Source organism: Nostoc sp. (assembly GCF_036917675.1).
Lineage (GTDB): Bacteria > Cyanobacteriota > Cyanobacteriia > Cyanobacteriales > Nostocaceae > Nostoc.
This window is the reverse complement of the sequence record NZ_JBALCT010000067.1, coordinates 158,425-182,535: the sequence shown is the minus strand read 5'-3', so window position 1 is coordinate 182,535 and position 24,111 is coordinate 158,425. Positions and strand designations below refer to the sequence as shown.

Here is a 24,111-nt window from a genome sequence, read left to right as displayed (position 1 = left end):
CTTCTTAAAGAAGTCGGGGATCTGAGCGTCTCAGTGGAGAGCAAATCAAATAGGATTCCTATATTCCTTATACATCTACAATTAGCCTTGCTTTTCTCAAAAAGAATTGGAGTACAGTCTCTTGTTTAGAAATAATATCGGCTCTGCCTTCCATTCCCATTTGAATAGAACATTGTTTGTTTCCTCGACCTAAAGACAGGCTTTGAGGTTCAATTGTTACCTCATAGAAGGCAGCACCTTTGGGAGTAGTTGTAGTAGCACTTGTAGCAGGATCATTATTCGCTGGTGGGAAAAATGCATCTGGAGAAATTGATTTCACTTTACCTTGGAGAGTACCGTAATCTGGATAAGGACAAGCAGAAACTCGCATTTGCACATTTTGTCCTGGCTTCAACTTGCTTTTATCCTCAGTTCCTACCACTGCCTTAATCACCAAGGGGGCAGAAGTAGGAACAATTTGGGCGATTTCTTCTCCAGGACGCAACGTTTGGCCAGGATTACGTAGGTTTAGCTTGGAAATAATACCGTCTGCTGTTGCAGAAATGAGCGTCTCCTTAAGTTCGATATTCGCTTGTTTAAGTTCGCGTTCATCATGCTCGAACTGTTTTTGCGTTTCAATCCGTTGCTGAATAAGGGCGTTGCGTTCTTTGTCTAATGTGGCGATGCTAGCTTGTCCGGTAGCTTTTTCTTGAGCAATGCGTTCTTGAGCGATCGCAATTTCTGCCGGAGTTGGATTCAGGGCAGCTTGGAGGCTTCGCAATTTGGCTTTGGCACCCTCAAGTACTTGTTCTTGCTGGCGAACAGCTAGTTGTGCTTCCTCGAATTGATCTTGTGACAAAGCTCCAATTTTGGCTACGCTCTCATATCGGTTTCGCTTTGTCTCGGCTGCTGTTAAGCCAGCAGTTGCTGCTCTCACGTTTGCAGAGGCTTCTTGGACATCACTAACAGTAGTAATTCGCTTGTCTCGATAGTCCCGCTTACGACTGCTCAATTCAGCTTCAGCCCCCGCAACTGCACGCTTACTGCTGTCAGTTTGGGCTGCAATTTGGTTATTAAGAGCATGAATCTGAGCGTTGATTTGCACCAGTTGTAATTTTGTTTGCCCAATGCTACTTTCTAGTTGGCTCTTTTTGGTTTGGAGGCGGGAGTCGTCAATAGATGCGATCGCATCTCCTGTTTTAACAATCTGATTCTCTTTCACAAAAATCCGCATAACTGGGCCTTCTGTAACAGCCTGAACCAGCCGCAACTCACCAGCCGGACGCAGACTTGCCTGTGCTTGAACGGTGGTTTTGTATTCAGTTACAGAGGCGACGGCAACTGCTATTGTCACAGTAACCAATGCGATCGCGCCACCAATAGTAGTCCAACTACCAAGTGGTGGCAGAAAATCGTTTTCTTCAGCTTGGGGTAGTACGACAGAATTAGATTGACTAACCATAACAAGTACCTAAACAGAATTAATTACGAATTACGAATTAGTTAATTGATGGTGACATATTTGCCATTAGTAGGAGAGCCGGAAGATTTCGCTAGTAAACTCGGAGTTGATGGTCGAACATTCTCTAGGAAGTCCAAGTGATCACCAGCAATTTGGCGCAATTCTTCTGGAGAACCTTGAATTTGCAAACGTCCTTTCTCTAGTAATACAATCCAATCGGCTCGCCCAATGACTCTAGGACGGTGACTAATTAAAATTGTGGTTTTGCCTTGGCGATGGGTAAGCAATCGATCTAGTACTTCAACTTCACTGGCCGGATCGAGAGCGCCAGTAGATTCATCTAAAATCAGTATCGGCGGGTTAGTAATTATTGCTCTGGCGATCGCTAATCTCTGTCGTTGTCCACCAGAAAGATTAGCTCCAAATTCTCCTAAGACGGTATGATACTTATCAGGTAATTCGCTAATAAATTCATCAGCTCCTGCAATCTGGCAAGCTGTGACAATTTCTTCAAAAGTCAGGTCAGGATAGCTGAAGTGGAAGTTATCAAAAATTGAGCGACTCCAAAAGTGCGGGTCTTGCGGGACTAAGACTACCTGCTGTCGCAGACATTCTAAAGATAAGTCTTGTTTGTTATAGATGCCATAACGGATATTGCCTGACTGGAGGGAATATAAACCAGCAATCAGTTTAGCTAGGCTACTTTTACCACAACCAGATTTACCAATTAAAGCAATCACTTTACCACCAGGCATAGTCAACGTAAAATCTTGCAAGAGGTCAACTCTACCAGCATGGTGAAAGTTAACTTTAGTGCAGATAATATTTGCATCAGTAGAAATTTTTGCCCAAGGCTTTTTCTCTTGATTCGAGTCTTCTGGAGTAGCGTCAATCACTTCTGCCATCCGTTGGATGACAATTTGGGCAGTAATAAACTTATCAGCTAACCCAATCACTGAACTCAGAAAACCGAGAAAGTTGCCACTCATGCCGTTAAAGGCTAGTAGCTGACCAATAGATAATGTGTGATTAATTACTAAATAGCTGCCTAACCAGAGTAAGCCTATATTAGTTATAGTTGAAAGAATATTAGTGAATGTGCTGCTGTATAGCTCCAACTTCATCGTACTCCAACCCAAGTTAGCGATGCGACCATAATTGGTTTGATATTCTTGCCAAGCTTGCGGAGTTGCTTGTGTCGTTTTGAGTACTTGGACGCCACGAAAGGTTTCCACCAAAAAACCTTGGTTTTCAGTGCCTAAAACGATCAGCTTACGGGTTTTCTGGCGCAAGGCGGGTAGGAAAAGCAGGTTAACTAAGGTGACGACGACAAAGGCCAATACCGAAGCCAGAGTTAGTTGCCAACTCAAAAAGAGCATAAAGCCCAAAGAAACTACAGCAATAAAAAATTGGCTAGGTAAACCAAGAACAATCTGCGAAACTAAATCATTGATCGCATGAATATCGGCAATTCGGCTGACGACTTCCCCACTACGATGTCCTTCAAAGTAAGATAAGGGCAAGTGTAAAAGTTTTCGACCGTAGTCCAGCAGCAGTCCTAATTGCAACCGTTGACCGAAGTGACCGATCAGGTGAGACTGTACCAAACCAATCGCACTTTTAAACAAGTTCATGGCAATTACCCCAATTGCCACGGTAGTTAATAGTTGAGTATCTCCCCGCACTAGCACATCATCGGTGAGGAGTTGCATCATCAAAGGATAGGCGAGAGACAAAAGTCCGATTACAATATTAATTGCGATCGCCTGACCCAGAAGGAAGCGATAAGGCCAAACACGCACCAGATAGCGTCCAAAGCCAGTCATTTTGTCATCCGGCTGCTCAGAAAAACGGGTGTCGTCTGGCACTAATAGCAGCATAATCCCATTGCTCCAACCCTCAACTAATTCCTTACGGCTGAGGTAGCGGATACCAAAGCCAGGATCAGAAATTACATATTTTTTCCCCTTTTGTCCGTATAAAACTACCCAGTGGTAGCCTTTCCAATGTATAATTGCGGGCATTGGAGCTTTATTTAAACTGTCGATCAATTGAGGAGAAGCTTTGACTTGGCGAACATTAAATCCCAAAGCTTCTGCACCCCGATTCAAACCAAGCAGAGTAGTACCTCGCGATCCCGTGCCTACGGCTTCTCGTACCCGGCTCAGAGTCAAAGTGCGTCCGTAATGTTTGGCAACAGTTGCAAGGCAAGCAGCGCCGCAATCTTCTTCACTGTGTTGCAATATGCTTTGGTATTTCATTGTTTACAGCAGTTTCCGCTATTGTGAGGTATATGCTTAGTCCTGAGAGGGTGGAGGAGAAGAGTACGGAGGGAGATACTGTACTTCATAACAGCACTTCCTGCTGTTATGATAAAAATTAGTGAACAGCAAACTGTTATTACTCAAACGTACTAATTCGTGAAAAAATTAAAACTATTATTGTTTAAATCCCTACCTATGCATGTTATAACGATTAACTGATAAGTGAATAGTGCTAAGACTGCCTCAAAAATTCATACTTTGAGGCAGTTTTGCTATCTATACAAAATGCCTAGAAAAGTTGCAGAAAATCTAACTTTACGATAGACGGTAGAAAGATGAGATTGTATCGTTACCAACATCAAGGGATCCAGTATAAGGATATTCTCCAGGTCCGAGAGTACTTCTCGTGCCCTGCCCGTTGGCATCTGCATAGAATGCCCAAGTTCCCTCGTTAACACGAATTGAGGATACTTGATCATTACTCGCGTCACCTATATAAGAGTAGCCACTATCTGTAAAAAAGATTGGGTTCTGAAAATTGCTATCCTTATAAAGTTCTAATGCGGCACCACCACTAACAGTAGCAGCGGCTTCGTGGTCAAGGTCTTGCACCAATTCGATGCTGTTGAGGTCTAGGGTTTGGTTGTTGATATTAGACATTGTTTTTTCCTTATTTAATTGAGAGAGTTTAGTAAGTTGAGTCTGTGCGGCGCTGGCGTTTTAGGTGTTCGCCTTCACTGCACTCCTTTACAATAGATAAATTTAATTAGACGCGCATCGTCAAGTTCGGAAATTGACTTTCCAGTATTGGAAAGTCAATTTCTGAAGATAACTAATTATGTTTATTTGTGTTATCTTCATTGAAATGAAAAAGTAGGAGCGAAAACGAGTTCGCCCCTATAAACTGGGAGAAAAGGATGTTATTCAGCTAAAAGCAAAGGTGAGAGCATTCTTTTCTGTTTTAGGTTTTTCAGGATTCTAGTCTGCGGTATGAAATAGAACCGAGCTGATTAGACAGGTCTGGCAGACTCGATGTTGTCGTTAAAGGTACGATTGAAGTTATTTGATGTACCTGCTTTCACAAATCCTCTTCTACCGGTGAAATTCTGACCAGTGTAGACAAACCAATCTCTGTTACCCTCTAAGTCGAACCAAGATGTTTCATTGTTAAAGCTGCCTAAAGTCCTGTTATTGCCGGTAAAAGTTCTCCGTGTTCCTTCACCATCAGCATCGGTGGTAAGGACTAAAGCACCACCAGTAACAGTAGCAGCGGCTTCGTGGTCAAGGTCTTGCACCAATTCGATGCTATAGAGGTCTTGGGTTTGGTTGTTGATATTAGACATTGTTTTTCTCCTTAGTTAATTGAGGGAGTTTACTAAGTTGAGTCTGTGCGGCGCTGGCGTTTTAGGTGTTCGCCTTCACTGCACTCCTTTACAATAGATAAATTTAATTAGACGCGCATTGTCAAGTTAGGAAATTGACTTTCCAAAATTGGAAAGTCAATTTCCTAAGATAACTAAAACTTCCAGGACTTACGCACTCAGAATCCCCCAACCCCTTAAAAAGCTTTAGAAATTCCCCCTTTTTAAGGCTACGGTGTACACACAAGTTATCGAATTACCCAAAACAAAGAAAAACCTCACCCTGTCCTATCGGACATCCCTCTCCTTAATAAGGAGAGGGACAGCTTTTGCATAGCAAAATCAGGGTGAGGTATCTCAGGGGCTGCGCGATAAATCTTAAATGGCCTCACCAAAGACTTGTGTGTACACCGCACCCTTAGCAAGGAGAGGGAAAGATTTACCCTTGGGTAAAGCAAGGGTGAGGTTTTAATTTGTGGGTTGTAAAGTTTCAGGCTTCAGTGCATAAGTCCTAACTTCTTAGGAACCCGAACAGGTAGGGAGTTTTAACCAAGAACCGTGAGGAGGGACAGTAGGTGTAGAGGCAGTGAGAATCACCTCACCATTAGCTCCGTAAATCCATCCCTGAGCTTCAATCAGTGGCGCAGATTTAGGAGGATTGTGAGGTTTGTTGCTAGTAATCGAGTCTTCTGGGTCGAGAGTGTTTTCTTGTCTCCTTGAGATACTTACGCTCTGGACAGTCGGTATCTGATAAGTTTGATAAGGTGCAATTGAGGGGTCATCTGGCATCACTGGCAAACCTCCGTTCCCCGTGATGATGAATTTTCCTTGTGGCCGTTTATTTCGGGCAATGCAACTATTAGCAATCAATTGGGAAGTATCGATGATGTTTGTGGGCAGAGCAGTTAAGCCTTGACTAGGGTTAACATCAGGCGTGTTGAGTTGCACTACGCCATTGAATTGGGAACCACGATCTGAACGAGCTGTAATGTCACTTAATGGCGTGGGTTGTAGACGAAACTGTGTGCCAAAGATGCCAGAAGCATTGACAATTACTCGACCACCAAAGCTATCTTCAGCATTGGCGCTGATGTCGCTATCTTCTTTTGGAACAGCGACTAGGTTGTTAGTATCAATCGTAATATTGCCACCAGTGGCATTACCAGTAGCGTTGGTAGTAATGCTACTACCTCGGCGTAGTAGCAACAAGTCGCGCGATCGCAAATTAATATTTCCCTGTCCTCCATTTGTGTCAGCACTGATTGTTGCTTTGTTGTCAAGATAGATAGAGTTAGCTTCAGCATTCACATTGCCTGCATTTCCTTTTCCTTGGTTTATGACATTCAATACAGCGCCATTTTTCAGATCAAGTGACCCAGTGGTAATATTGATGTCGGCACCGTTGCCCACCCCGTTTGCGAACACATTGCTGAATGCTCCAGTAGGGATATTACCAAGTCCTTTATCAAAGATAATGCGATCGCGGGCAACGATATCTATCGTACCTGCATCCCCCCTTCCACCATAGTTGGTAGCAACCAGCTCACTACCATTCGTAACAGAGAGTGACCCAGTTCTGATGTTGATGTTGCCTCCCTCACCTTCGGCTTTGTTGGATAATGAGCTGCCTACCGAGCTGACCCCATCCAAGGAGACTGTATCGCGGGCAAATATATTCACATTGCCTGCATTTCCTTTTCCTTGCGTTGTGACATTCAATACAGCGCCATTCCTTAGATCAAATGACCCAGTGGTAATATTGATGTCGGCACCGTTGCCCACCCCGTTTGGCAACACATTGCTAAATGCTCCAGTAGCGAGATTACTAAGTCCTTTATCAAAGACAACGGTATCGCGGGCAACGATATCTACCTTACCCGCATTTCCCTGTCCACCATAGTTGGTAGCAATCAGCTCGCCACCATTCGTAACAGAGAGTGACCCAGTTGTGATGTTGATGTTGCCACCTTTGCCTACGCCTGTTTGTTTTACAGCGCTGGATGCCCAAGTGAATCTATTGCGTCTACTCGTTGTACTCGCCCCATCAAAGGAAACGGTATCAGGGGCAAGTATGTCTATACTGCCCGCATCCCCTAGTCCATAGGTGTCAGCACTGAGTCCAGCGCCATTGCTCACTCTAAGCGACTCCGCCCTGATGTTGATGTTGCCTGCATTTCCTTTTCCTTTGGTTGTGACATTCAATACAGCGCCATTTTTCAGATCAAGTGACCCAGATGTGATGTTGATGCTGGCACCATTGCCCACCCCCTTTGGGAACACATTGCTGAATGCTCCACTCGGAAATCCATTGCTACCTATCCCATCAAAGGTAACGGTATCCCCGGCAGTAATATTCACACTACCCGCATCCCCCTTTCCACCATAGTTGGTAGCAACCAGCTCACCACCATTTGTAACAGAGAGTGACCCAGTTCTAATGTTGATGTTGCCACCTTTGCCTACGCCTGTTGGTTGTAAAGCACTGGATGCCTGACTGGCATCAAAGGAAACGGTATCACGGGCAAGTATCTTTATACTGCCAGCATCCCCTTGTCCAGAGGTTTCGGTATTCAGTACACCGCCATTTATTACATAAAGCGATCCGGTCGTAATATTGATGTCGCCACTCTTACCTACAGCTGTTGATTGCACCGTATTAGAGATACCACTTCCATTCAGGTTTATTGCCTCTGTTGCATTAATTTCAATATCTCCCGCCTGTGAGTCAACAGAACCCAACTTTGGTCCTATCCCTGACTGTAGCTGTGTATTTTCTCCATTCATATCTAAGAAACGGGCATTGATCGCAATACTACCTCTACCACCAGCGAGTACATTGACATCAGTGCCATTGCCCAGAGATACATCAGCTCGTTCAACGCCATCAGGAAAACTTAAATCAAGGTATGAGCCATTAATACTCAAACCAACTGTACCAGTGTCTGCTATACCTCCCAACTCCACATTTCCACCCGAAGCTATGAGTTCACCACCGTTAAGCTGCACATTACCGCCTACAAGTGCTAAGGTCTGACCAGGATTAACTCCTAATTTAGAACCCTGTACCTGAATTTTTGCCGGATTCGTTCCAAATTGTAAGCCAATGGGTACACTGATCGTCAGCAAAGGTGGGGTTTGAGAATTTATAGCACTGAATTTTATACCATCAATAAAATTAAGACTATTAGCTGTACTGGCAATAAACGAACCGCCAATATTCAGGGAGGCATTGGAGTTAAAGACAATTCCATTCGGATTGATTAAAAATAAATTTACAGGGCTATTTGCCCGAATCATCCCATCAATATTTGAGCCTGAGTTACCTGTAACGCGAGTGAAGATGTTCTGAATCTGCGTCGCATTATTGAAAAACGCTTCCCCGCCTCTAGGTACGGAAAACTTGCTAAAGCTGTGGAACAGGTTGCTACCTCGAACTGTTCCACCTTCAATCGTGCAAGCTGTGCATCCTGGTGCGACGCTGGAATTGACCTCAAGTGTATTATCAGGAATAATTTGAGCGTTGACGGGGCTAGTCATTACAAAAGCACAGCATCCCGTTATAGCGATCGCCCCAGAACCAAATAGCAGCGATTCCCAGCTTTGATAACACCTTAATTTAGCTTTCACAAGACTTCTAGACTCCTCATAACCAGCTATTCATACTATGTCATGAACTTTAAAAAGTTGTCATATTCCTTAACTAAGATGCTGATTTTCCAATTTTGGAAAACTAAATTCCTCAAACTGCAACACGGAGTCAGTTGATTATTTGTATCCTAGTGTTGAAGGATAAGTTTTACTTAAATGGCAAGTTAATCTCTAGCCACAAAAACTTATACCTCCTCTAGTTCTCGTAGGTTGAATAAATATATTAAAAAGTAAACCAGTTATGAACCGAGAGCCAAAGCAAACTTTGCAAAAGTTTTTAGTTGTTGACGACCACGAAGCAATTCTTCAAGGTACAATTCCAGCACTAAAAGAGAAATACCCAGAAGTAGAAGTCCTCGCAGCTCAGGATGCCCAAACTGCGTATCAGCAATTTGAACGCCACCACCCAGATTTATTAATTGTGGACTTATGTCTGCCAGAAAAGCCTCAAGCTATAGCTCAGATTGAAGTTGGTATGCAACTGGTCAAAACTTTGATGTCAAGCCCTCTCGCCCCTAATTTAATGGTGGTGAGTACCAATGTCAAACCGTTGGTACGTCTCAAACCGATAATTAATGCTTATGAAGGTGGCTTTGCCGCTATGGATAAGTCTTTGCCGATCCGCGAAATGTTGAAGTTAGTTGACTTGGCATTGCGCGGCTCTATTTATTTATCTTCAGAACTGCGATCGCGCCCCGAATTTGACCGAAAATGGATCGAGGTATTGATGCTGAAATATGAAGAAGGCTTAACAGATAAAGCGATCGCTCAAAAAATGCTAGTAAGCGATCGCACTGTCAGAAACTACTGGATTAGACTGCAAGATTCTCTAGGTGTCTATGACGAACCTGGTAAAGAGTTGAGAATTCAAATTGAGATCGCAGCTAGAAAAATCGGATTGATTAATTGATGAAGTTTGCACTTCCTATAAAAGGTAATTTTTGGAAAAAAGTTCACCACCAACTTCAAGTCTGGCGAGAAGTAGTACTGCCAGGACTTTCAATAATCATATTGATCGCCCTGGTTCGCTCAACAGGATTATTGCAATCGCAAGAGTGGCTTATATTCGATCAATTGCTCCGGATGCGGCCTAATGAAGCCATCGATCCACGGGTGGTAATTGTAGGCATTGATGAAGAGGATATTAACTATGTAGGAAGCTATCCCATACCAGATAAAGACATTGCTAAAATGTTGAGTATTCTACATACTTACAAACCTAGAGTCATCGGTCTGGATCTTTTTAAGGACAAAAATAGTAATTCAGATCGTGCAGACTTGGCACTTGCCTTGAGAGAAAATACAAATATCATTGGAATTGAAGTTGCATTAAATCAGAAACGAACTTTTAATGTTAAGCTACCACCTGAGTTACCTCCCGAACGAGTTGGCTTTGCAGATCTAATAGTTGACCCTGATGGCAAGCTACGACGTAACTTGTTGGCAGCCAAGACTCACACGGGAAAGCTTAAATACTCCTTACCTCTGCGTTTAGCACAATTCTATTTGCGCGAACAAGGAATTATATTTCATCATGGCAGTCGTTCTTACGACCCTATCCAATTTGGTTCGAGTCGGCTAGTCCGCTTTCTCCCCAATTCTGGTGGATATGTGGGAACTGATGCTAATGGCTTTCAGATATTACTAAACTTTCGCTCTCATCCCGAACCTTTTCGCACCTTATCTTTGAGAGATGTTCTCACTAAAAAAATTGATCCCAATTGGATTCGCGATCGCGTCGTGATTGTCGGCATGACTGCCTCCAGTATTAAAGATAAATTTACCACTTCAGCAGTCAAACGTACACTTTATACTAGAGATTTAGGAATTGAAAATTCTGCTAATCAGTTTCAATCGATTTATGGTGTAGAGATTCATGCCCATACCACGAGCCAAATTATTAGTAATGTTTTAGACGGACGACCACTGTTAAAAGTGTGGTCAAAATTTTGGGAATATTTATGGATTTTAGCTTGGGGTTTACTTGGCATAATTCTCGGTTTAATTCTGCAATCTCCGATAAAAACATTGTTGAGCCTGGGGTTAGCTAGCATCGCACTTGTGGGAATTTGTTATATTCTCCTAGTTGTGGGTTGGTGGATTCCTTTAGCACCAACCTTCTTAGCTCTAGCAAGCGCAGGACTGACAACATCTTTTTTCGATCGAGATTTAAGAACATTACTCGAACAACGCAGTCTAACTCTTAAGCGTTCTTTTGAGACAATCCATAATGGCCCTCTGCAAACTCTGGCTGTAATTTTAAGGAGTCTTGGCGAAGAAGACATAGAAACAGGGAAATTGCGATCGCAACTTGAACAACTGAATCGGGAGTTACGAAGTATCCCTGATTATCTCAGTCAAGAAATGCTTAGTCGTCATGACAGTCTCTATTTAGAAGGAAATGAGATTCTCGATCTGCAAACTCCAATTGCTGAGTTACTTTATCATATTTACGACAGTACCTTAAGAAGAAACTTCCAAGGATTTGAAACAATCCAAAGTTTTATTCCTCCCAATTTTGAGCCACTAGAAGATTGCTACTTAAATGCAGATCAAAAGCGAGGCTTGTACTTATTTTTGCAAGAAGCTTTATGTAATGTGGGCAAACATTCCCAAAGAGCTACCCGTCTTGATGTTATTTGTACGCGAAACTCGAGGGAATATTCTCTACAAATAATTGATAATGGAGTTGGAATTATATCTAAATCTAACTATCAAAGTGGCGGGCGAGGAACAGATCAAGCTCAAGATTTAGCCCGAAAATTGAGAGGTAAGTTTCGACGATTTCCTCACTCTCCCCAAGGCACTGTTTGCGAGTTGACTTGGACTGTAGCAAAAACTTGGCGACAACGATTTTTGTATCCAGACAATTGGAAAATTTTCTTTGCCCGCACTGATGTAACTTAGGAATAAGAATTAAATATAGGACTCCTATTTGATTCTTGAAAAGATACGTAGATACGTAGGGTGTGTTAGCACGGAGAGTACGGCACCAAACCCTTGATAATGGTGCGTTACGAACTTCGTTCTAACACAACCTACATACTACATACCTAATTTTGTTCATAAATCAAACCGGATTCCCATAACATACAATTTGAAATAGTAATTAATGGCACAGAAGGGCTATTAGTAACCTGTTGGGCATTATCAAAAAAACCAGTGAACCACTGTGCTACTTCGTTCACCTGTGTCTTAATTGGTAGGGCGATGGTGTCAGCACGGCTTTGTTGAACAAATGAAAATGTTGTGACTAATACTGTCAAAATTGATACTTTCAGTAAATGCATATAAGTCCTGACTTCAACAACAGCAGATTACAGACAGATGACAAATAATTTACACTATCAAGCCCCATTTGCCACCAAGAAATTTATTTCTGGCGTAATTTCTAACGAATTTGTGAAATACTGTACTTAGTTATGCGATCGCAATATCGAGACTGGGCATTGCCTAAAGCGATCGCTGATTAATCAAAATATTACTTTGTGCCATTATGCAACGCTTGCCATACCGTGTTCGTCGCATTTGGGCAGTTCTCTTCCTGACAACGCTAACCTTATGTTTGTGGTTAGCGCATCCTTTTCTAACAATTGGGCATAAGGGAATCGCAGAGATAGCAACAGCTAAATCGTCGGCTTTAACACAGCTAGCGCAGCAAGGACTAGAGCTATATGAAGCTGGCGATATTCAAGGAGCAATCAAGTCTTGGCAAAAAGCTCTCTCCTCTGAGAGAGAAGGCGAAAATAATTCTGTTGAGGAAATAAATGTCCGCACATACCTTGCCAGAGCATACCAACAAGTAGGTCAAATACCTGAAGCGATCGCGCAATTAAAGCAAGTTATTGCCTACTATCGTCAAACAAACGAGCCGATAAAAGTCGGACGGATGCTGACACAACAAGCTCAACTCTACAGTAGCTTAGGACAGCACCGACGCGCAGTTGCCATTTTGTGCGGTCAAAATCAAATCAATCTGCCATGTACTCAGGATAGCGCCTTAAAAATTGCCCGCCACCACTCAGATGATCTGGGCGAAGTAGCTGCTTGGGGTAGTCTGGGAAATGCTCATCGTCTCCAAGGCGAGTACGAAGAAGCTATTCAAGATTTTGAACGCAGCGATGAAATCGCCAAGCGCATCAATAATCAAACTTATATAACGTCTAGCTTAAATGGTTTAGCCAATACCTACGCTAGTCTGGCAAAGCGCAATGAGCGTCGTGCTGAATTTGCTAGTGAGGTAAACGATCGCAAAGCAGCCCAAAAATTCCAGCAAGACATGGTTAGTGATGATAACCAAGCTGCACAATATTTTGAGCAAAGTTTGAATCTAGCTCGTAGCCAGAAGGACAGAGTAAACGAACTGCGATCGCTACTAGGTCTAGTTAGGCTTTATTACCGCCAACATCGTCAGGATAAAGCCATAGTTAACAATACATTACAGCAAGCGATCGTTGTCCTAGAACAGGTGCCCGATTCTCACGATAAAGCCTACGCGGCAATTCAACTCGCTAATCTTTTACAACTCGTCAGCCAGAAGGTCAAGTCGGTTAGTACTGACCCAGCAACTCAATGCTTAAAGTCAGAATTGTTACCCAAGTCTGTTGAACTACTCAACAAAGCTGTGGCAATCACTCAAAAAATACAGGAACCAGAGGCAGAATCTTTTGCTAAAGGCAGGTTAGGACACGTTTATGAATGTCTCCAAGATTATCAACAAGCGATAAATTTGACTCAACAAGCGCTTATTGGCACTGTCGCAAACGAGAGCCTTTACTTGTGGGCTTGGCAGGCGGCACGCCTATCTAGAGCCACAGGTCGGGTGAAAGAAGCGATTAATTTTTATGAACAATCTATTGACAGCCTCAAAACTATCCGCAGCGACCTTACCTTAGAACAGCGAGATTTTCAATTTGACTTTCGAGACAATGTTGAACCAGTTTACCGCGAGTTGCTGGAGTTACGCCTAGAGCAAAGTGAGCATTTTGTTCAAGAATCTGATATTCAACAGAATTTGGAATTTGTCCTTCTTGGAATAGATGAATTAAGACTAGCAGAACTACAAAATTATTTAGGTAATGATTGTGCTTTAGCACAGATTCAGCAACCAGTGCCATTAATCGGGAAAAATACTGCTGTCTTGAGTTCGATTATCTTGAAAGAGCGCCTAGCGATCATTCTTACCTTGGCTGATGATCATAAGAAATTTAAATCACGACTTTTTTGGGTACCTGCTAAGAGTCAGGAAGTCAAAGATACAATCAATGATCTACGAGTTAAACTAGAAAAGCGCTCCGATTTGGAAAACAGTTATCAAGCCAAAGCCCAACAAGTTTATGGCTGGTTCATTCGTCCTTTTATCAAAGATTTAGAAACAGAGAAAATCGAAACTTTAGTTTTTATTCAAGATGGAATTCTTCGGAGTATCCCGATGGGGGCGCTGTTTGACGGCAAGCAATTCTTGATTCAAAAGTATGCGATCGCCACTGCCCCAGCACTGACTTTAACCAATCCAATCCGCTATAACCCTCAAGAATTACGAATATTGGCTTTCGGCTTGACACAGGCAGCTACCGTTGAAACTGATGCAGGTGCAGAATTTTTTGAGCCACTTAGTCAAGTTAAATTAGAGCTTAAAACCGTTACAACGAGTTTACCTAAAAGCAAAGGCTTACTAGATCAAGACTTTACACCTGAGCGCTTACAACAAGAGTTAGAAAAAAATACTTACCCAGTAATTCACATCGCAACACACGGCAAATTTGGTATTGATAATAGAGAAACGTTCTTGGTAACTGGTAAAAAAGTGGAAGTAAATCATCAAAAATCTCGCCGAGCTGAGACTTATAATGAAAAATTGACAATAACCGACCTTTATCAATTAATTAGCAATAGTCGCGATCGCAATCATCCCATAGAGTTACTGACCTTGACAGCTTGTGAAACAGCAGTAGGTAGCGATCGTGAAACTTTAGGTCTAGCTGGAATCGCCATCCAAGCTGGATCTCAAAGTGCTATGGCCTCTCTATGGAAAATTGACGATGCCGCAACCGCGCAACTGATAGCCAAATTTTATCAAAGTTGGCACAGTGGACTAAGTAAGGCCAAAGCTTTACAGACGACTCAAATAGCTTGGCTAAAAACGCATCAGCAGCAACTCGAAAGTCACCCTGGATACTGGGCACCATTCATTCTCATTGGTAACTGGCTTTAAAATAATTCCTAATTATTAGTTAATCACTGTTTTCAATTTGAAATTTTGCCTCTATCGCTCCTTTTATGGACTCTAATAATAAATAAACTGGTCTGATAAAGTGTGTTCTTTAGAGTGACTGGGTTTTCAGATTTTAAAGTTTCCCTATAAAACCTGAATTTTAATTCCACAGCATAAGGGGAGCGGTAGAAGCGAAATTTTTAAGTGCTTTTTGGTTGAAATTCAAACGTTTATACTAGCGCTGCAATTGATGAATTGCGCTTTTTGTAAGTTCTACTTGAATTTGTTCTTTCAATCCTGTTTCAGATCCATTTGCTACTTGTTCTAGGAGAGATATCTTTAATTCTCTCAGATCCGGCTGATCCTTTGAAATTAAAGCAATTTTTAAAGTGTTATACCATAAATCAGCTTGGTTCAAGAGATTTGCCTTAGTTAAAACATCATTACTTTGAGAGAGTTGCTTTTCCAAATCTGGTTTAACTGTAACTACTTTCATCGCAGCTGTAGCAAATGGATTCCCTGACGGGCGATTAGGGTCGCAGACTAATTCGACTTGCCAAAGATATCTTCCACCAACTAACAATTCTGGACTGGACAGAGATAGCATCATAATTCCTGGTGAACTTTTAAAGTTTTCGTCTTTAATCTCTTTTACTAACTTAGATTGTTTGCTAGCTTGGTCATATTCATAAAGCCGAAACTCCATTTGCCAGGAGGCAGAATTGCTGATAAACCAAGCGAATGTAGGACGGGTTGCCAAAGTTTGCCCATAAATTTGGGAAGGTGCAAGCAAAATCAGGGCTGGAATGCGACTTGAAGATGTCTCGGACTGAGTTTCGCATCCTCTAGAGCCACCTGAAGTTCCCGTAGTCTGAGGTGGGGGATCATTAGAATTATTGTTCCCATCAGCTAAGGCTGTTGTCGGCATCAATAACAATAAGCTCAAGCCAATCTCAATGTATTTAAAAAGGCTTTTCCTCAAACATTTCTGGGAAGGGCGTAATATCTTAGCCATGTTCTACCTCGATAAGTTGCTAGCACAAGTCTTAAGAACATATCTGGTTAAACAACCTATATTTTGCAGATGGGCTTGAAAATACGGTTGTGTTGCAAAAACCAGTGCTGGTCTGGTAAAAGTGCAGAAAGCAGATAATTCAGCAGCCAAAGATACCCCGTTAATCAGCCGGAGGTAACTATTCAAATGGCGATACTTAATATGCAAGATTATTCTACTGTCTATGCGCTGGTATATGCGATGTTCCCTCTCGTATCGAAACCTTGAAGAAAAGCTCGGACGAAAGAAAGTCTAAGCTTCTGCACTCGCCTATGAGTGCAGAAGCCGACACTAGACAAGGCACGTCCAAGTCAGTGTGGGTAGTTAAAAGAGTAGTCTAAATATTTTTTGAGAGGGCGAGTAAGATACCCACCCCAGGAAAATAAATATTTTTTGTAAATAAAAGTGTAGTGCCTACAAGACCTGACACTGCCCATGATGTCGTAACAAATGGTCACACAGCACCAACGCCACCATTGCTTCAACCATTGGAACTGCACGCGGTAACACACAAGGATCATGGCGTCCTTTGGCTGCTAATAGGGTTTCTTCGCCCTCACGAGTTACAGTCTTCTGCTCTTTTCTAATTGTTGCTGTCGGCTTAAATGCAACTCGCAAAATGATATTTTCTCCGTTGGAAATCCCCCCTTGAATACCACCAGAACGGTTTGTAAGTGTGCGGATTTCACCATTTTGATCAATATAAAATTCGTCGTTATGCTCAATTCCCGTTAGCAGCGTTCCCCCAAAACCGGAACCAATTTCAAAGCCTTTGCTAGCAGGGAGAGACATGACACCCTTAGCGATATCAGCTTCCAATTTATCAAATACTGGTTCGCCCAAACCTTTGGGCACATTTCGCGCCACACATTCGACGACACCGCCGATAGAATCACCTTGTCTACCTGTTTGCTCAATTAATTCAATCATGCGATCGCAGCATTCAGCATCGGGACAACGGACAATATTGCTTTCCACTTGTTCTAAGGTGACAGTGTTTGGATCAACTACACCTTCCAAGTCTTTGATCCGCTTGACGTAAGCGATAATTTCGACATTGGCAACTTGACGGAGAATTTTTTTAGCGATCGCACCTGCTGCTACTCTTCCAATTGTCTCACGCGCTGACGACCTACCCCCACCTTGCCAATTGCGAATGCCATATTTTGCATCATAAGTTGCATCGGCGTGAGAAGGGCGATATTTGTGTGCCATCTCGTCGTAATCTTGGGGACGAGTGTCTTGATTTCGTACCAAAATTGCGATCGGCGTTCCTAGTGTTTTGCCTTCAAATACTCCTGATAAAATCTCGCAGGTATCCGCTTCTTTGCGAGGGGTGGTAATTTTACTTTGTCCAGGACGCCTTCTATCTAGTTCTGCTTGAATTTCTTCTGCCGAAATTTCTAGTTGTGGAGGACAACCATCAATCACAACTCCCACACCGCCGCCGTGAGACTCGCCAAAAGTAGTTATCCGAAATAGATGTCCAAAAGTGTTGCCCATGATGTTGAAGAAAAAGGTAAAGCTTATGTATTTTACCTAGAGTTCTTGCAAAAGTTTGTTTTTGCTCTGATCTAACAAATACGGTAGGGCTTTATTTGTTTGGCAAAATGGCATATCTCTAAATTAAACGGTTGCTATGGTATTTGAGGAAGATACATTCCATGCGAAAAAGTACTGACTTGCATTACCCCTGGTAGTTAGCCAGGGGTTTTTATTGCAATTTCACTTTATTAATTGTGAGACTCTAAAAAATTTTTAACTTCCTGAATCTTCTCAGGTGTAGATAAGCCACACTGTACGGTTTCAGGAAAGTACACTTTTCAGTAGCACATCAAACCCTTATAACTTCGTAAAACTTTAATTGCCACAGTGGCAATTCTGTCTGCGCCTGGGGATTCTACTGAGATATTGCACCATTCACTCTAAATAATTTATCTTATCTGGGGAGAGTTTCATCTGCATTTGAGTAATTATTAAGTATGATTACTTAATAAGTGTTAGCCAGTCCCAACAGAAGCGATTTTTGGCATCTGTTTGTCATCAGGATTGTTAGGGAAGTATGATTTAAAATTGCTAAATCTCAAAGGTCTTGATAAGCTGAAACACCATAATATAAGCCTTATGGCGGTTTTTCTGTCTTCACATCCCCGAAGATGCCGACGCAATATAGGAGTGTTTTTTAGTGAACGCAGCTGAACAGGCAACGAACCTTGAACTCGCCAGCAACATTGCTACGGTGGTTAATTTGTTCAAATTCGAGTTTCCTGATGCCAAATCTGATCTCAAACCCTGGAAGAATGACCCAGAAACTAGAGAGTTAGTCGATCCAGATTCTATAGATATTGGCTTTCACTTTCCTGGTATTAGCAAATCTTGGCGAAGTCGTAGTATTTTAATTCAAATCCGATTTTATCAAGATCCCATCAATAATTCCCGCCGTGCGATCGGTGTAGAGGTAGCTGGATTTGATCATCGCGGCGAAGCTTGGCGACTTTCTACGGTAGAAAGCTGGAGTATTGTCGGCGCATCTTCGCCTTCTGGCGAAATTGGGGAGAAGCTCAAACAGATTTGCCGACAGATTTTAGAAGTTTTTAATAAACAAAGTCAATGAAATCAACTTGTGTCAGAGAAAGTAGTGAGGAATAATACAGAGAAAAGCTTTGCGTAGGCATAACCTGCCTTATCACAATGACTACTGTAATATTTGTACATGGCACTGGCATTAGAGAACGAGAATACAACGAAACCTTTGAGATAATTGAGCAAAAGATTCACGCCCAACGTCCTGATATCAAAGTTGCTCGCTGCCTTTGGGGTGCATTAGGTGCAAAATTCAATGATAATCGGGCATCAGTACCCTTGGAAGATGCGACACTGGCTTTATCTGAGTCAGAAGAAGACCCAGATATTTTGTTGTGGCAGCAATTATACCGCGACCCTTTGTATGAATTGCGGCTGTTGTCTTTGAAACCTATTGAGTCAGGAAATCCTTTTGGGGAAGAATCAGGGGATATTTTACAATCTCGTGTGGCGAGTTTCACTCCAGCATCTCAACTGCAAGCTAAGTTGCAAGAGGCGGGAATTGCAGAGATATTTGAGCAAGCACGAGAGGCTGTGATTCGCAGTGAACCGTACGATCAGGCATTGCTCAGAGTTTCCGAATCTGATTTGAGTGAATATTATGCACCAATAGCTAGAGCGATCGCGGCTCAAGCAATGTTTCTTAGCGAACAGCAAGAAAAATTTCCTCCCATACTCACCGATGCCCAATTGCGGGATAATGTTGTGGAATTGCTGACTCTGGCTTTGACAGAGGCGGAGTTAGGATTGGGTGGCTGGTTATTAAAGCCACTTCTTGAGTTAGCGTTACCAATGGGAACGAATTATGTCAGAGGAAACCGCCTTGAACTAACTGATAAAATTTCGCCTATGCCTGGTGATATTTTGTTGTATCAGACGCGGGGTGAAAAAATCAGGGCGTTTATCCAGCAACAAATTGCCCAAGCAGAACCGCCAGTGGTTTTACTCGCCCATAGCTTGGGAGGTATCGCTTGTGTAGATTTGCTAGTGCAGCAGCAGTTGTCTCAGGTGGAATTATTGGTAACAGTTGGTTCTCAAGCACCATTTTTATATGAGATTAACGCCCTCTACAGCTTAGAATATGGGCAGTTATTGCCAGAGCATTTCCCGGAATGGTTAAATATCTACGATTTACGGGATTTTCTCAGTTACGTTGGTAAGAATATTTTCCCTGAGCGAGTGCAGGATGTGCGAGTGGATAGCAGACAACCATTTCCCCGTTCCCACGGTGCTTATTGGACAAATGCTAAAACCTGGGAGGCGATTATTCCGAAGTTGCCATAATGGTTTACTTTTTACGGTATCTAGAAAACCAATTCAGTAATCGTAGAAGAACCTCTCCCCCAACCCCTCTCCGAAGCGGAGAGGGGAGTTTGGCTCCCCATTCCCTTGTAGGGAAGGGGGCTGGGGGGTTAGGTCATTTTCCCCATAACGTCAGAGGCTAGGTCATTATGCAGTTGACGGCTAAACCTGAGCGGACATTTGGGTTAATTGTGGGTATTGAAAAGTACCACGAATCTGCTTGGAATGTGACGGGTGGGGGGCCAGCCGATGACGCGCTGAAATTCGCTCATTGGCTGCATAGGCGCGGTGTACCGAAGGAGAATATCCGGTTATGTTTATCAGCACTGGAAGAAAATCATCAGTTAATTGGGGAATGTGGGTTAACTGTAGAGTTCGCAACAGAGCAAAATATCTCCGACATTGTGACTAACTTTTTATCTCACAAGTCGGGGGATTTACTCTACATTTTTTGGGCGGGACATGGTTTGATTACCTCAGAACGAGAGCGTCGGTTGATTTGTGCTGATGCAAATAAACAGAATTGGCAAAATTTAGATTTGAATTCTTTATTAGTTTTGTTGGGTTCCGATAAATTTCAGATTCGTAATCATATTTGTATTATTGATGCCTGTGCCAATTATGTTTTAGAGTCGAAGGAAAGACCAACTAACTTAGGTGGGAAAGCTTTTTTGAGTGGACTGCCAAGGAAAGATAGTCAACAATTTGTGTTACTGGCTACGCGGGAAGGAGAGACAGCTAAGGTAAATTCTGAAAATAGAACAGGATACTTTTCTCAAGCGGTGAGAGAGGCTTTAGGAGCAGCTAATGGGACTTTTCCGCCGGATATGAGGGAAGTTACTGAGGCAGTTAAGCAGGGATTTACCAGTTTAGATAAAAAACAACTGCCAACTTATTTTTATTCCCGTAGTTGGGATGGAGATATCGAAAAATCTCATTTCAACCCCTTTGATATCCCGCATAATATCCGACAGAGTGAAGCTCGTAAATTTGTCGGGAGGGATAAGCAAATAGAACAATTGCGTCAGCTATTGCAAGCAAATGATGTTGTGGCTATTACCGATGTGACTGGGCAAGGTGGAGTGGGTAAAACAGAGTTAGTTATTCAATACTCATGGCAATATTTGGAAGATTATTCTGGCGGGTGTTGTTGGTTAAATCCCCAAGGTATTGATTTGGGAACCCAGTTAGTAGAGTTTGGAATTGTGAATTTACCTAACTTTAATCGACCGGAGGGATTAAGCCTAGCAGGTCAAGTTGCTTATTGCTGGCGGAATTGGCAAGCTGGCAAGGTTTTATTGGTATTTGATGATGTCAAAGACTGGAAGCAAATTCAACCCTACCTACCACTCAAAGGTTCTCGGTTTAAGGTGTTAATTACCACTCGTCAAAACACAGGGTTAACATATCCATCACTGCCGCTAGGTAAATTGTCAGCAGATGCAGCCTTAGAATTATTAACAACCCTACTGGGAAAAGATAGGGTTGAGAAGGAATTAGAATTTGCTAAGGGACTTTGCCAATTTGTGAATTATGTACCTGTTGGACTTTACCTAATAGCAGGACTGCGGCAAGAGCCAGGGAGCGAATCATGCTAGCAGACATCCTCGCACAGCTACAAAAGCAAGCATCAGTAGGCGAGTCTGGTGTAGCAGCAGCTTTTGAGTTGAATTGGGAGTGCTTAGAACCAGAAGCACAAGAATTAGCTTGTTTGCTGAGTTTGTTTGCTTTGGCTCCTATTCCTTGGTCTTTGGTAGAATCAGCAGCAAGTTATAGCGATTTGGAATTTGACTTTAAAGCTAACTGCGCTGTTTTAGTTGAGCGTTATCTACTGCAAGAATTGGCAGATGACACGTACCAAGTTCACGATCGCATTCGGGAATTATTATGGCAGAAGTTAGAAGAGTTAGCGGAAGCTGACGAACTCAAGCGCGGCTATTGTCAAGCGATGGTAGCCGTAGCAAAAGATATTCCTAAAACACCCACTCTGATAGAAATTGCTCAAGCAACCCTGACTATCCCACACCTTGCAGAAGCTGCCACAGTTTACCAAGCTTGGTTAAGCGATGATAATTTCATCTGGCCTTTTGTGGGCTTAAGTAGATTCTACGAAGGACAAGGAGCCTACGAGCAAGCCTTACCGTGGAATGAACAAAGTTTATCAGGTGCTAGAAAACGTTTTGGGGATGAACACCCCTTTGTGGCAGCTAGCCTGAACAATTTGGCATTCCTCTACTATTCACAGGGAAGGTACAGCGATGCCGAACCTTTGTACATCCAAGCTTTGTCCATGAGAAAACGCCTGCTGGGGGATGAACACCCCGATGTGGCAAGTAGCCTGAACAATTTGGCACTCCTCTACTATTCACAGGGAAGGTACAGCGATGCCGAACCATTGTACATCCAAGCTTTGGCGATGTATAAACGCCTGCTGGGGGATAAAAACCCCTCTGTGGCAGCTAGCCTGAACAATTTGGCATTCCTCTACTATTCACAGGGAAGGTACAGCGATGCCGAACCTTTGTACATCCAAGCTTTGTCCATGAGAAAACGCCTGCTGGGGGATGAACACCCCGATGTGGCAAGTAGCCTGAACAATTTGGCACTCCTCTACTATTCACAGGGAAGGTACAGCGATGCCGAACCTTTGTACATCCAAGCTTTGGCGATGTATAAACGCCTGCTGGGGGATGAACACCCTTGGGTGGCAACTAGCTTGAACAATTTGGCATTCCTCTACAATTCACAGGGAAGGTACAGCGATGCCGAACCTTTGTTAATCCAAGCTTTGTCCATGAGAAAACGCCTGCTGGGGGATGAACACCCTTGGGTGGCAACTAGCCTGAACAATTTGGCAGCACTCTACAAATCACAGGGAAGGTACAGCGAAGCCGAACCTTTGTTAATTGAAGCTTTGTCCATGAGAAAACGCCTGCTGGGGGATGAACACCCCGATGTGGCACAAAGCTTGAACAATTTGGCATTCCTCTATAAATCACAGGGAAGGTACAGCGAAGCCGAACCTTTGTACATCCAAGCTTTGGCGATCGCTGAAAAACGGTTGGGGGCAAATCATCCCAATACAATAACCATTCGTGAAAATCTGGAAGACTTGCGGCGGAATCATCAGTCTTGATTCAGGAGAATGGTTGCTTTTGTCTCCCGTTGGTTTCAGTAATTTAGGTAATCTACATCGGCTGCATTACCCGCCTGGGATTCAAATCCCAGTCTAATAAGTAGGCAAGATAATTAATTACACAATGCGATCGCAAATGCAGTGAAGCAAAATAATGCGATCGCAATGCCTAGAAGTACTTCTCTAGGATATGCTCTGTGAATGTTGCGATCGCAATGACTGTAAATATTTTTGTTTATCTACTCAATGAGCCTCTGAACTCCGTTAACGAGTCTTTTATCTCCGTCAACGAGTCTTTTATCTCCGTCAACGAGTCTTTTATCTCCGTCAACGAGTCTTTTATCTCCGTTAACGAGGCTTTTATCTCCGTCAACGAGCCTTTTAGCTCCGTCAACGAGTCTTTTAGCTCCGTCAACGAGGCTTTTATCTCCGTTAACGAGCCTCTGAACTCATTTATGATGGTAAAATTTGAAATCCAGCTTGATAAAAATGATTATCTAAGGTTAAAGCTGTAACAATCTCTCGTTGTTGCATAACGATGAATGATAAACAATCAGTGAGAGAATACGATTTATCTTTATGCTTTTGAAAATATTCCCATCCCTGATTAAATAGAGTTCGATCGATTTCGATTAATTCTATATCAGGACTTTCCAATAACCGATTACCAACTTCAACTGCTTTATAATGAAGGTTTCGACTATTAAAAAAAGTAACAACTTCATCAAAAATGTATGTTGTTGTCATTAAAACAGGTTTAGACTTTATTAAAATAGCCCAATTTTGTAATACTTTTTGATGAGCATCTTCATTTTTAATTTCCAGAGCTAAAATATAGCTGGTATCTAAAAAGTAGATACTTCTTATGGGTTATAGAGATAGCGATCGTGGTTAATTGCACCATCTTTTACATCACATTCCACAGGATTTGAACCTAAATCCCAAATAGAAGATGTTTGTTTGATGGTAGTAATAATAATTTTTTCATTTTCTTGAATAATCTCAAATTCTTGGTTTTCTCCTAATAGTTCTTTAGGGATTAATAAGCCTTTTTCGGTTGCTGTTAATTTCATGTTTAATTACCTCGATTGTTTTTGTAAGTTAATCA

The 24,111-nt window shown here is 42.5% G+C and carries 17 protein-coding genes and 1 pseudogene; 7 read left to right on the top strand and 11 right to left on the bottom strand.

The features are described 5' to 3' along the window. Positions 1-67: 67 nt before the first annotated feature. From V7K31_RS26195 to V7K31_RS26175, 5 genes are all read right to left on the bottom strand, one after another. On the bottom strand, positions 68-1,441 hold the full coding sequence (locus V7K31_RS26195; RefSeq protein WP_335098185.1) for an HlyD family secretion protein: 1,374 nt from the start codon (positions 1,439-1,441) through the stop codon (positions 68-70). Positions 1,442-1,482: 41 nt separating this feature from the next. Further along, entirely contained in the window at positions 1,483-3,702 is a 2,220-nt protein-coding gene (locus tag V7K31_RS26190; RefSeq protein ID WP_335098183.1) for a peptidase domain-containing ABC transporter, read from the bottom strand. Positions 3,703-4,020: 318 nt separating this feature from the next. After that, positions 4,021-4,365, bottom strand: a complete 345-nt coding sequence (locus V7K31_RS26185; RefSeq protein ID WP_335098180.1) for a beta/gamma crystallin-related protein — start codon at positions 4,363-4,365, stop codon at positions 4,021-4,023. Positions 4,366-4,715: 350 nt separating this feature from the next. Next, positions 4,716-5,048, bottom strand: coding sequence for a hypothetical protein (locus V7K31_RS26180; RefSeq protein WP_335098177.1), 333 nt, complete (start codon positions 5,046-5,048; stop codon positions 4,716-4,718). Positions 5,049-5,585: 537 nt separating this feature from the next. Further along, entirely contained in the window at positions 5,586-8,693 is a 3,108-nt protein-coding gene (locus V7K31_RS26175; protein ID WP_335098175.1) for a two-partner secretion domain-containing protein, read from the bottom strand. Positions 8,694-8,955: 262 nt separating this feature from the next. Here V7K31_RS26175 and V7K31_RS26170 point away from each other — a divergent pair, with 262 nt between their 5' ends. Beyond that, entirely contained in the window at positions 8,956-9,624 is a 669-nt protein-coding gene (locus tag V7K31_RS26170; protein WP_335098172.1) for a response regulator transcription factor, read from the top strand. Beyond that, entirely contained in the window at positions 9,624-11,621 is a 1,998-nt protein-coding gene (locus V7K31_RS26165) for a CHASE2 domain-containing protein (protein ID WP_335098168.1), read from the top strand. The genes V7K31_RS26170 and V7K31_RS26165 overlap by 1 nt, the downstream gene beginning before the upstream one ends. A gap of 146 nt (positions 11,622-11,767) precedes the next feature. Here V7K31_RS26165 and V7K31_RS26160 read toward each other — a convergent pair whose 3' ends face one another. Next, positions 11,768-12,004 carry a hypothetical protein gene (locus V7K31_RS26160; RefSeq protein ID WP_335098166.1) on the bottom strand — a complete coding sequence of 79 codons (237 nt, stop codon included), beginning with the start codon at positions 12,002-12,004 and terminating at the stop codon, positions 11,768-11,770. A 206-nt stretch (positions 12,005-12,210) separates the two neighbouring features. Between V7K31_RS26160 and V7K31_RS26155 the strand changes: the two genes are divergently transcribed. Continuing rightward, on the top strand, positions 12,211-14,928 hold the full coding sequence (locus tag V7K31_RS26155) for a CHAT domain-containing protein (RefSeq protein ID WP_335098163.1): 2,718 nt from the start codon (positions 12,211-12,213) through the stop codon (positions 14,926-14,928). Between the two features lie 235 nt (positions 14,929-15,163). Here V7K31_RS26155 and V7K31_RS26150 read toward each other — a convergent pair whose 3' ends face one another. Further along, on the bottom strand, positions 15,164-15,943 hold the full coding sequence (locus tag V7K31_RS26150) for a DUF928 domain-containing protein (protein WP_335098160.1): 780 nt from the start codon (positions 15,941-15,943) through the stop codon (positions 15,164-15,166). A gap of 453 nt (positions 15,944-16,396) precedes the next feature. Continuing rightward, the gene (aroC, locus tag V7K31_RS26145) at positions 16,397-17,485 is read right to left on the bottom strand and encodes a chorismate synthase (protein ID WP_334944638.1); all 1,089 of its coding nucleotides are present in this window, start codon (positions 17,483-17,485) and stop codon (positions 16,397-16,399) included. Positions 17,486-18,167: 682 nt separating this feature from the next. Between aroC and V7K31_RS26140 the strand changes: the two genes are divergently transcribed. From V7K31_RS26140 to V7K31_RS26125, 4 genes are all read left to right on the top strand, one after another. Further along, complete coding sequence (locus tag V7K31_RS26140; RefSeq protein WP_335098158.1) at positions 18,168-18,596, top strand: hypothetical protein; 429 nt, start codon at positions 18,168-18,170, stop codon at positions 18,594-18,596. 77 nt (positions 18,597-18,673) lie between these two features. Next, entirely contained in the window at positions 18,674-19,849 is a 1,176-nt protein-coding gene (locus V7K31_RS26135) for a hypothetical protein (protein WP_335098156.1), read from the top strand. A 167-nt stretch (positions 19,850-20,016) separates the two neighbouring features. Further along, positions 20,017-21,465: an ATP-binding protein gene (locus V7K31_RS26130; RefSeq protein WP_335098154.1), complete on the top strand. Its 1,449-nt coding sequence runs from the start codon at positions 20,017-20,019 to the stop codon at positions 21,463-21,465. Beyond that, positions 21,459-23,003 (top strand): tetratricopeptide repeat protein, encoded by a 1,545-nt coding sequence (locus V7K31_RS26125; protein WP_335098152.1) that lies wholly within the window; start codon positions 21,459-21,461, stop codon positions 23,001-23,003. The genes V7K31_RS26130 and V7K31_RS26125 overlap by 7 nt, the downstream gene beginning before the upstream one ends. A gap of 239 nt (positions 23,004-23,242) precedes the next feature. Here V7K31_RS26125 and V7K31_RS31980 read toward each other — a convergent pair. The 3 genes and pseudogenes from V7K31_RS31980 to V7K31_RS26115 all read right to left on the bottom strand — a co-directional run. Then, a pseudogene (locus tag V7K31_RS31980) lies at positions 23,243-23,386 on the bottom strand (hypothetical protein); the annotation flags it as partial. A gap of 70 nt (positions 23,387-23,456) precedes the next feature. Beyond that, entirely contained in the window at positions 23,457-23,861 is a 405-nt protein-coding gene (locus V7K31_RS26120; RefSeq protein WP_335098312.1) for a type II toxin-antitoxin system VapC family toxin, read from the bottom strand. 5 nt (positions 23,862-23,866) lie between these two features. Then, the gene (locus tag V7K31_RS26115) at positions 23,867-24,076 is read right to left on the bottom strand and encodes a hypothetical protein (protein ID WP_335098150.1); all 210 of its coding nucleotides are present in this window, start codon (positions 24,074-24,076) and stop codon (positions 23,867-23,869) included. Positions 24,077-24,111 lie beyond the last annotated feature (35 nt).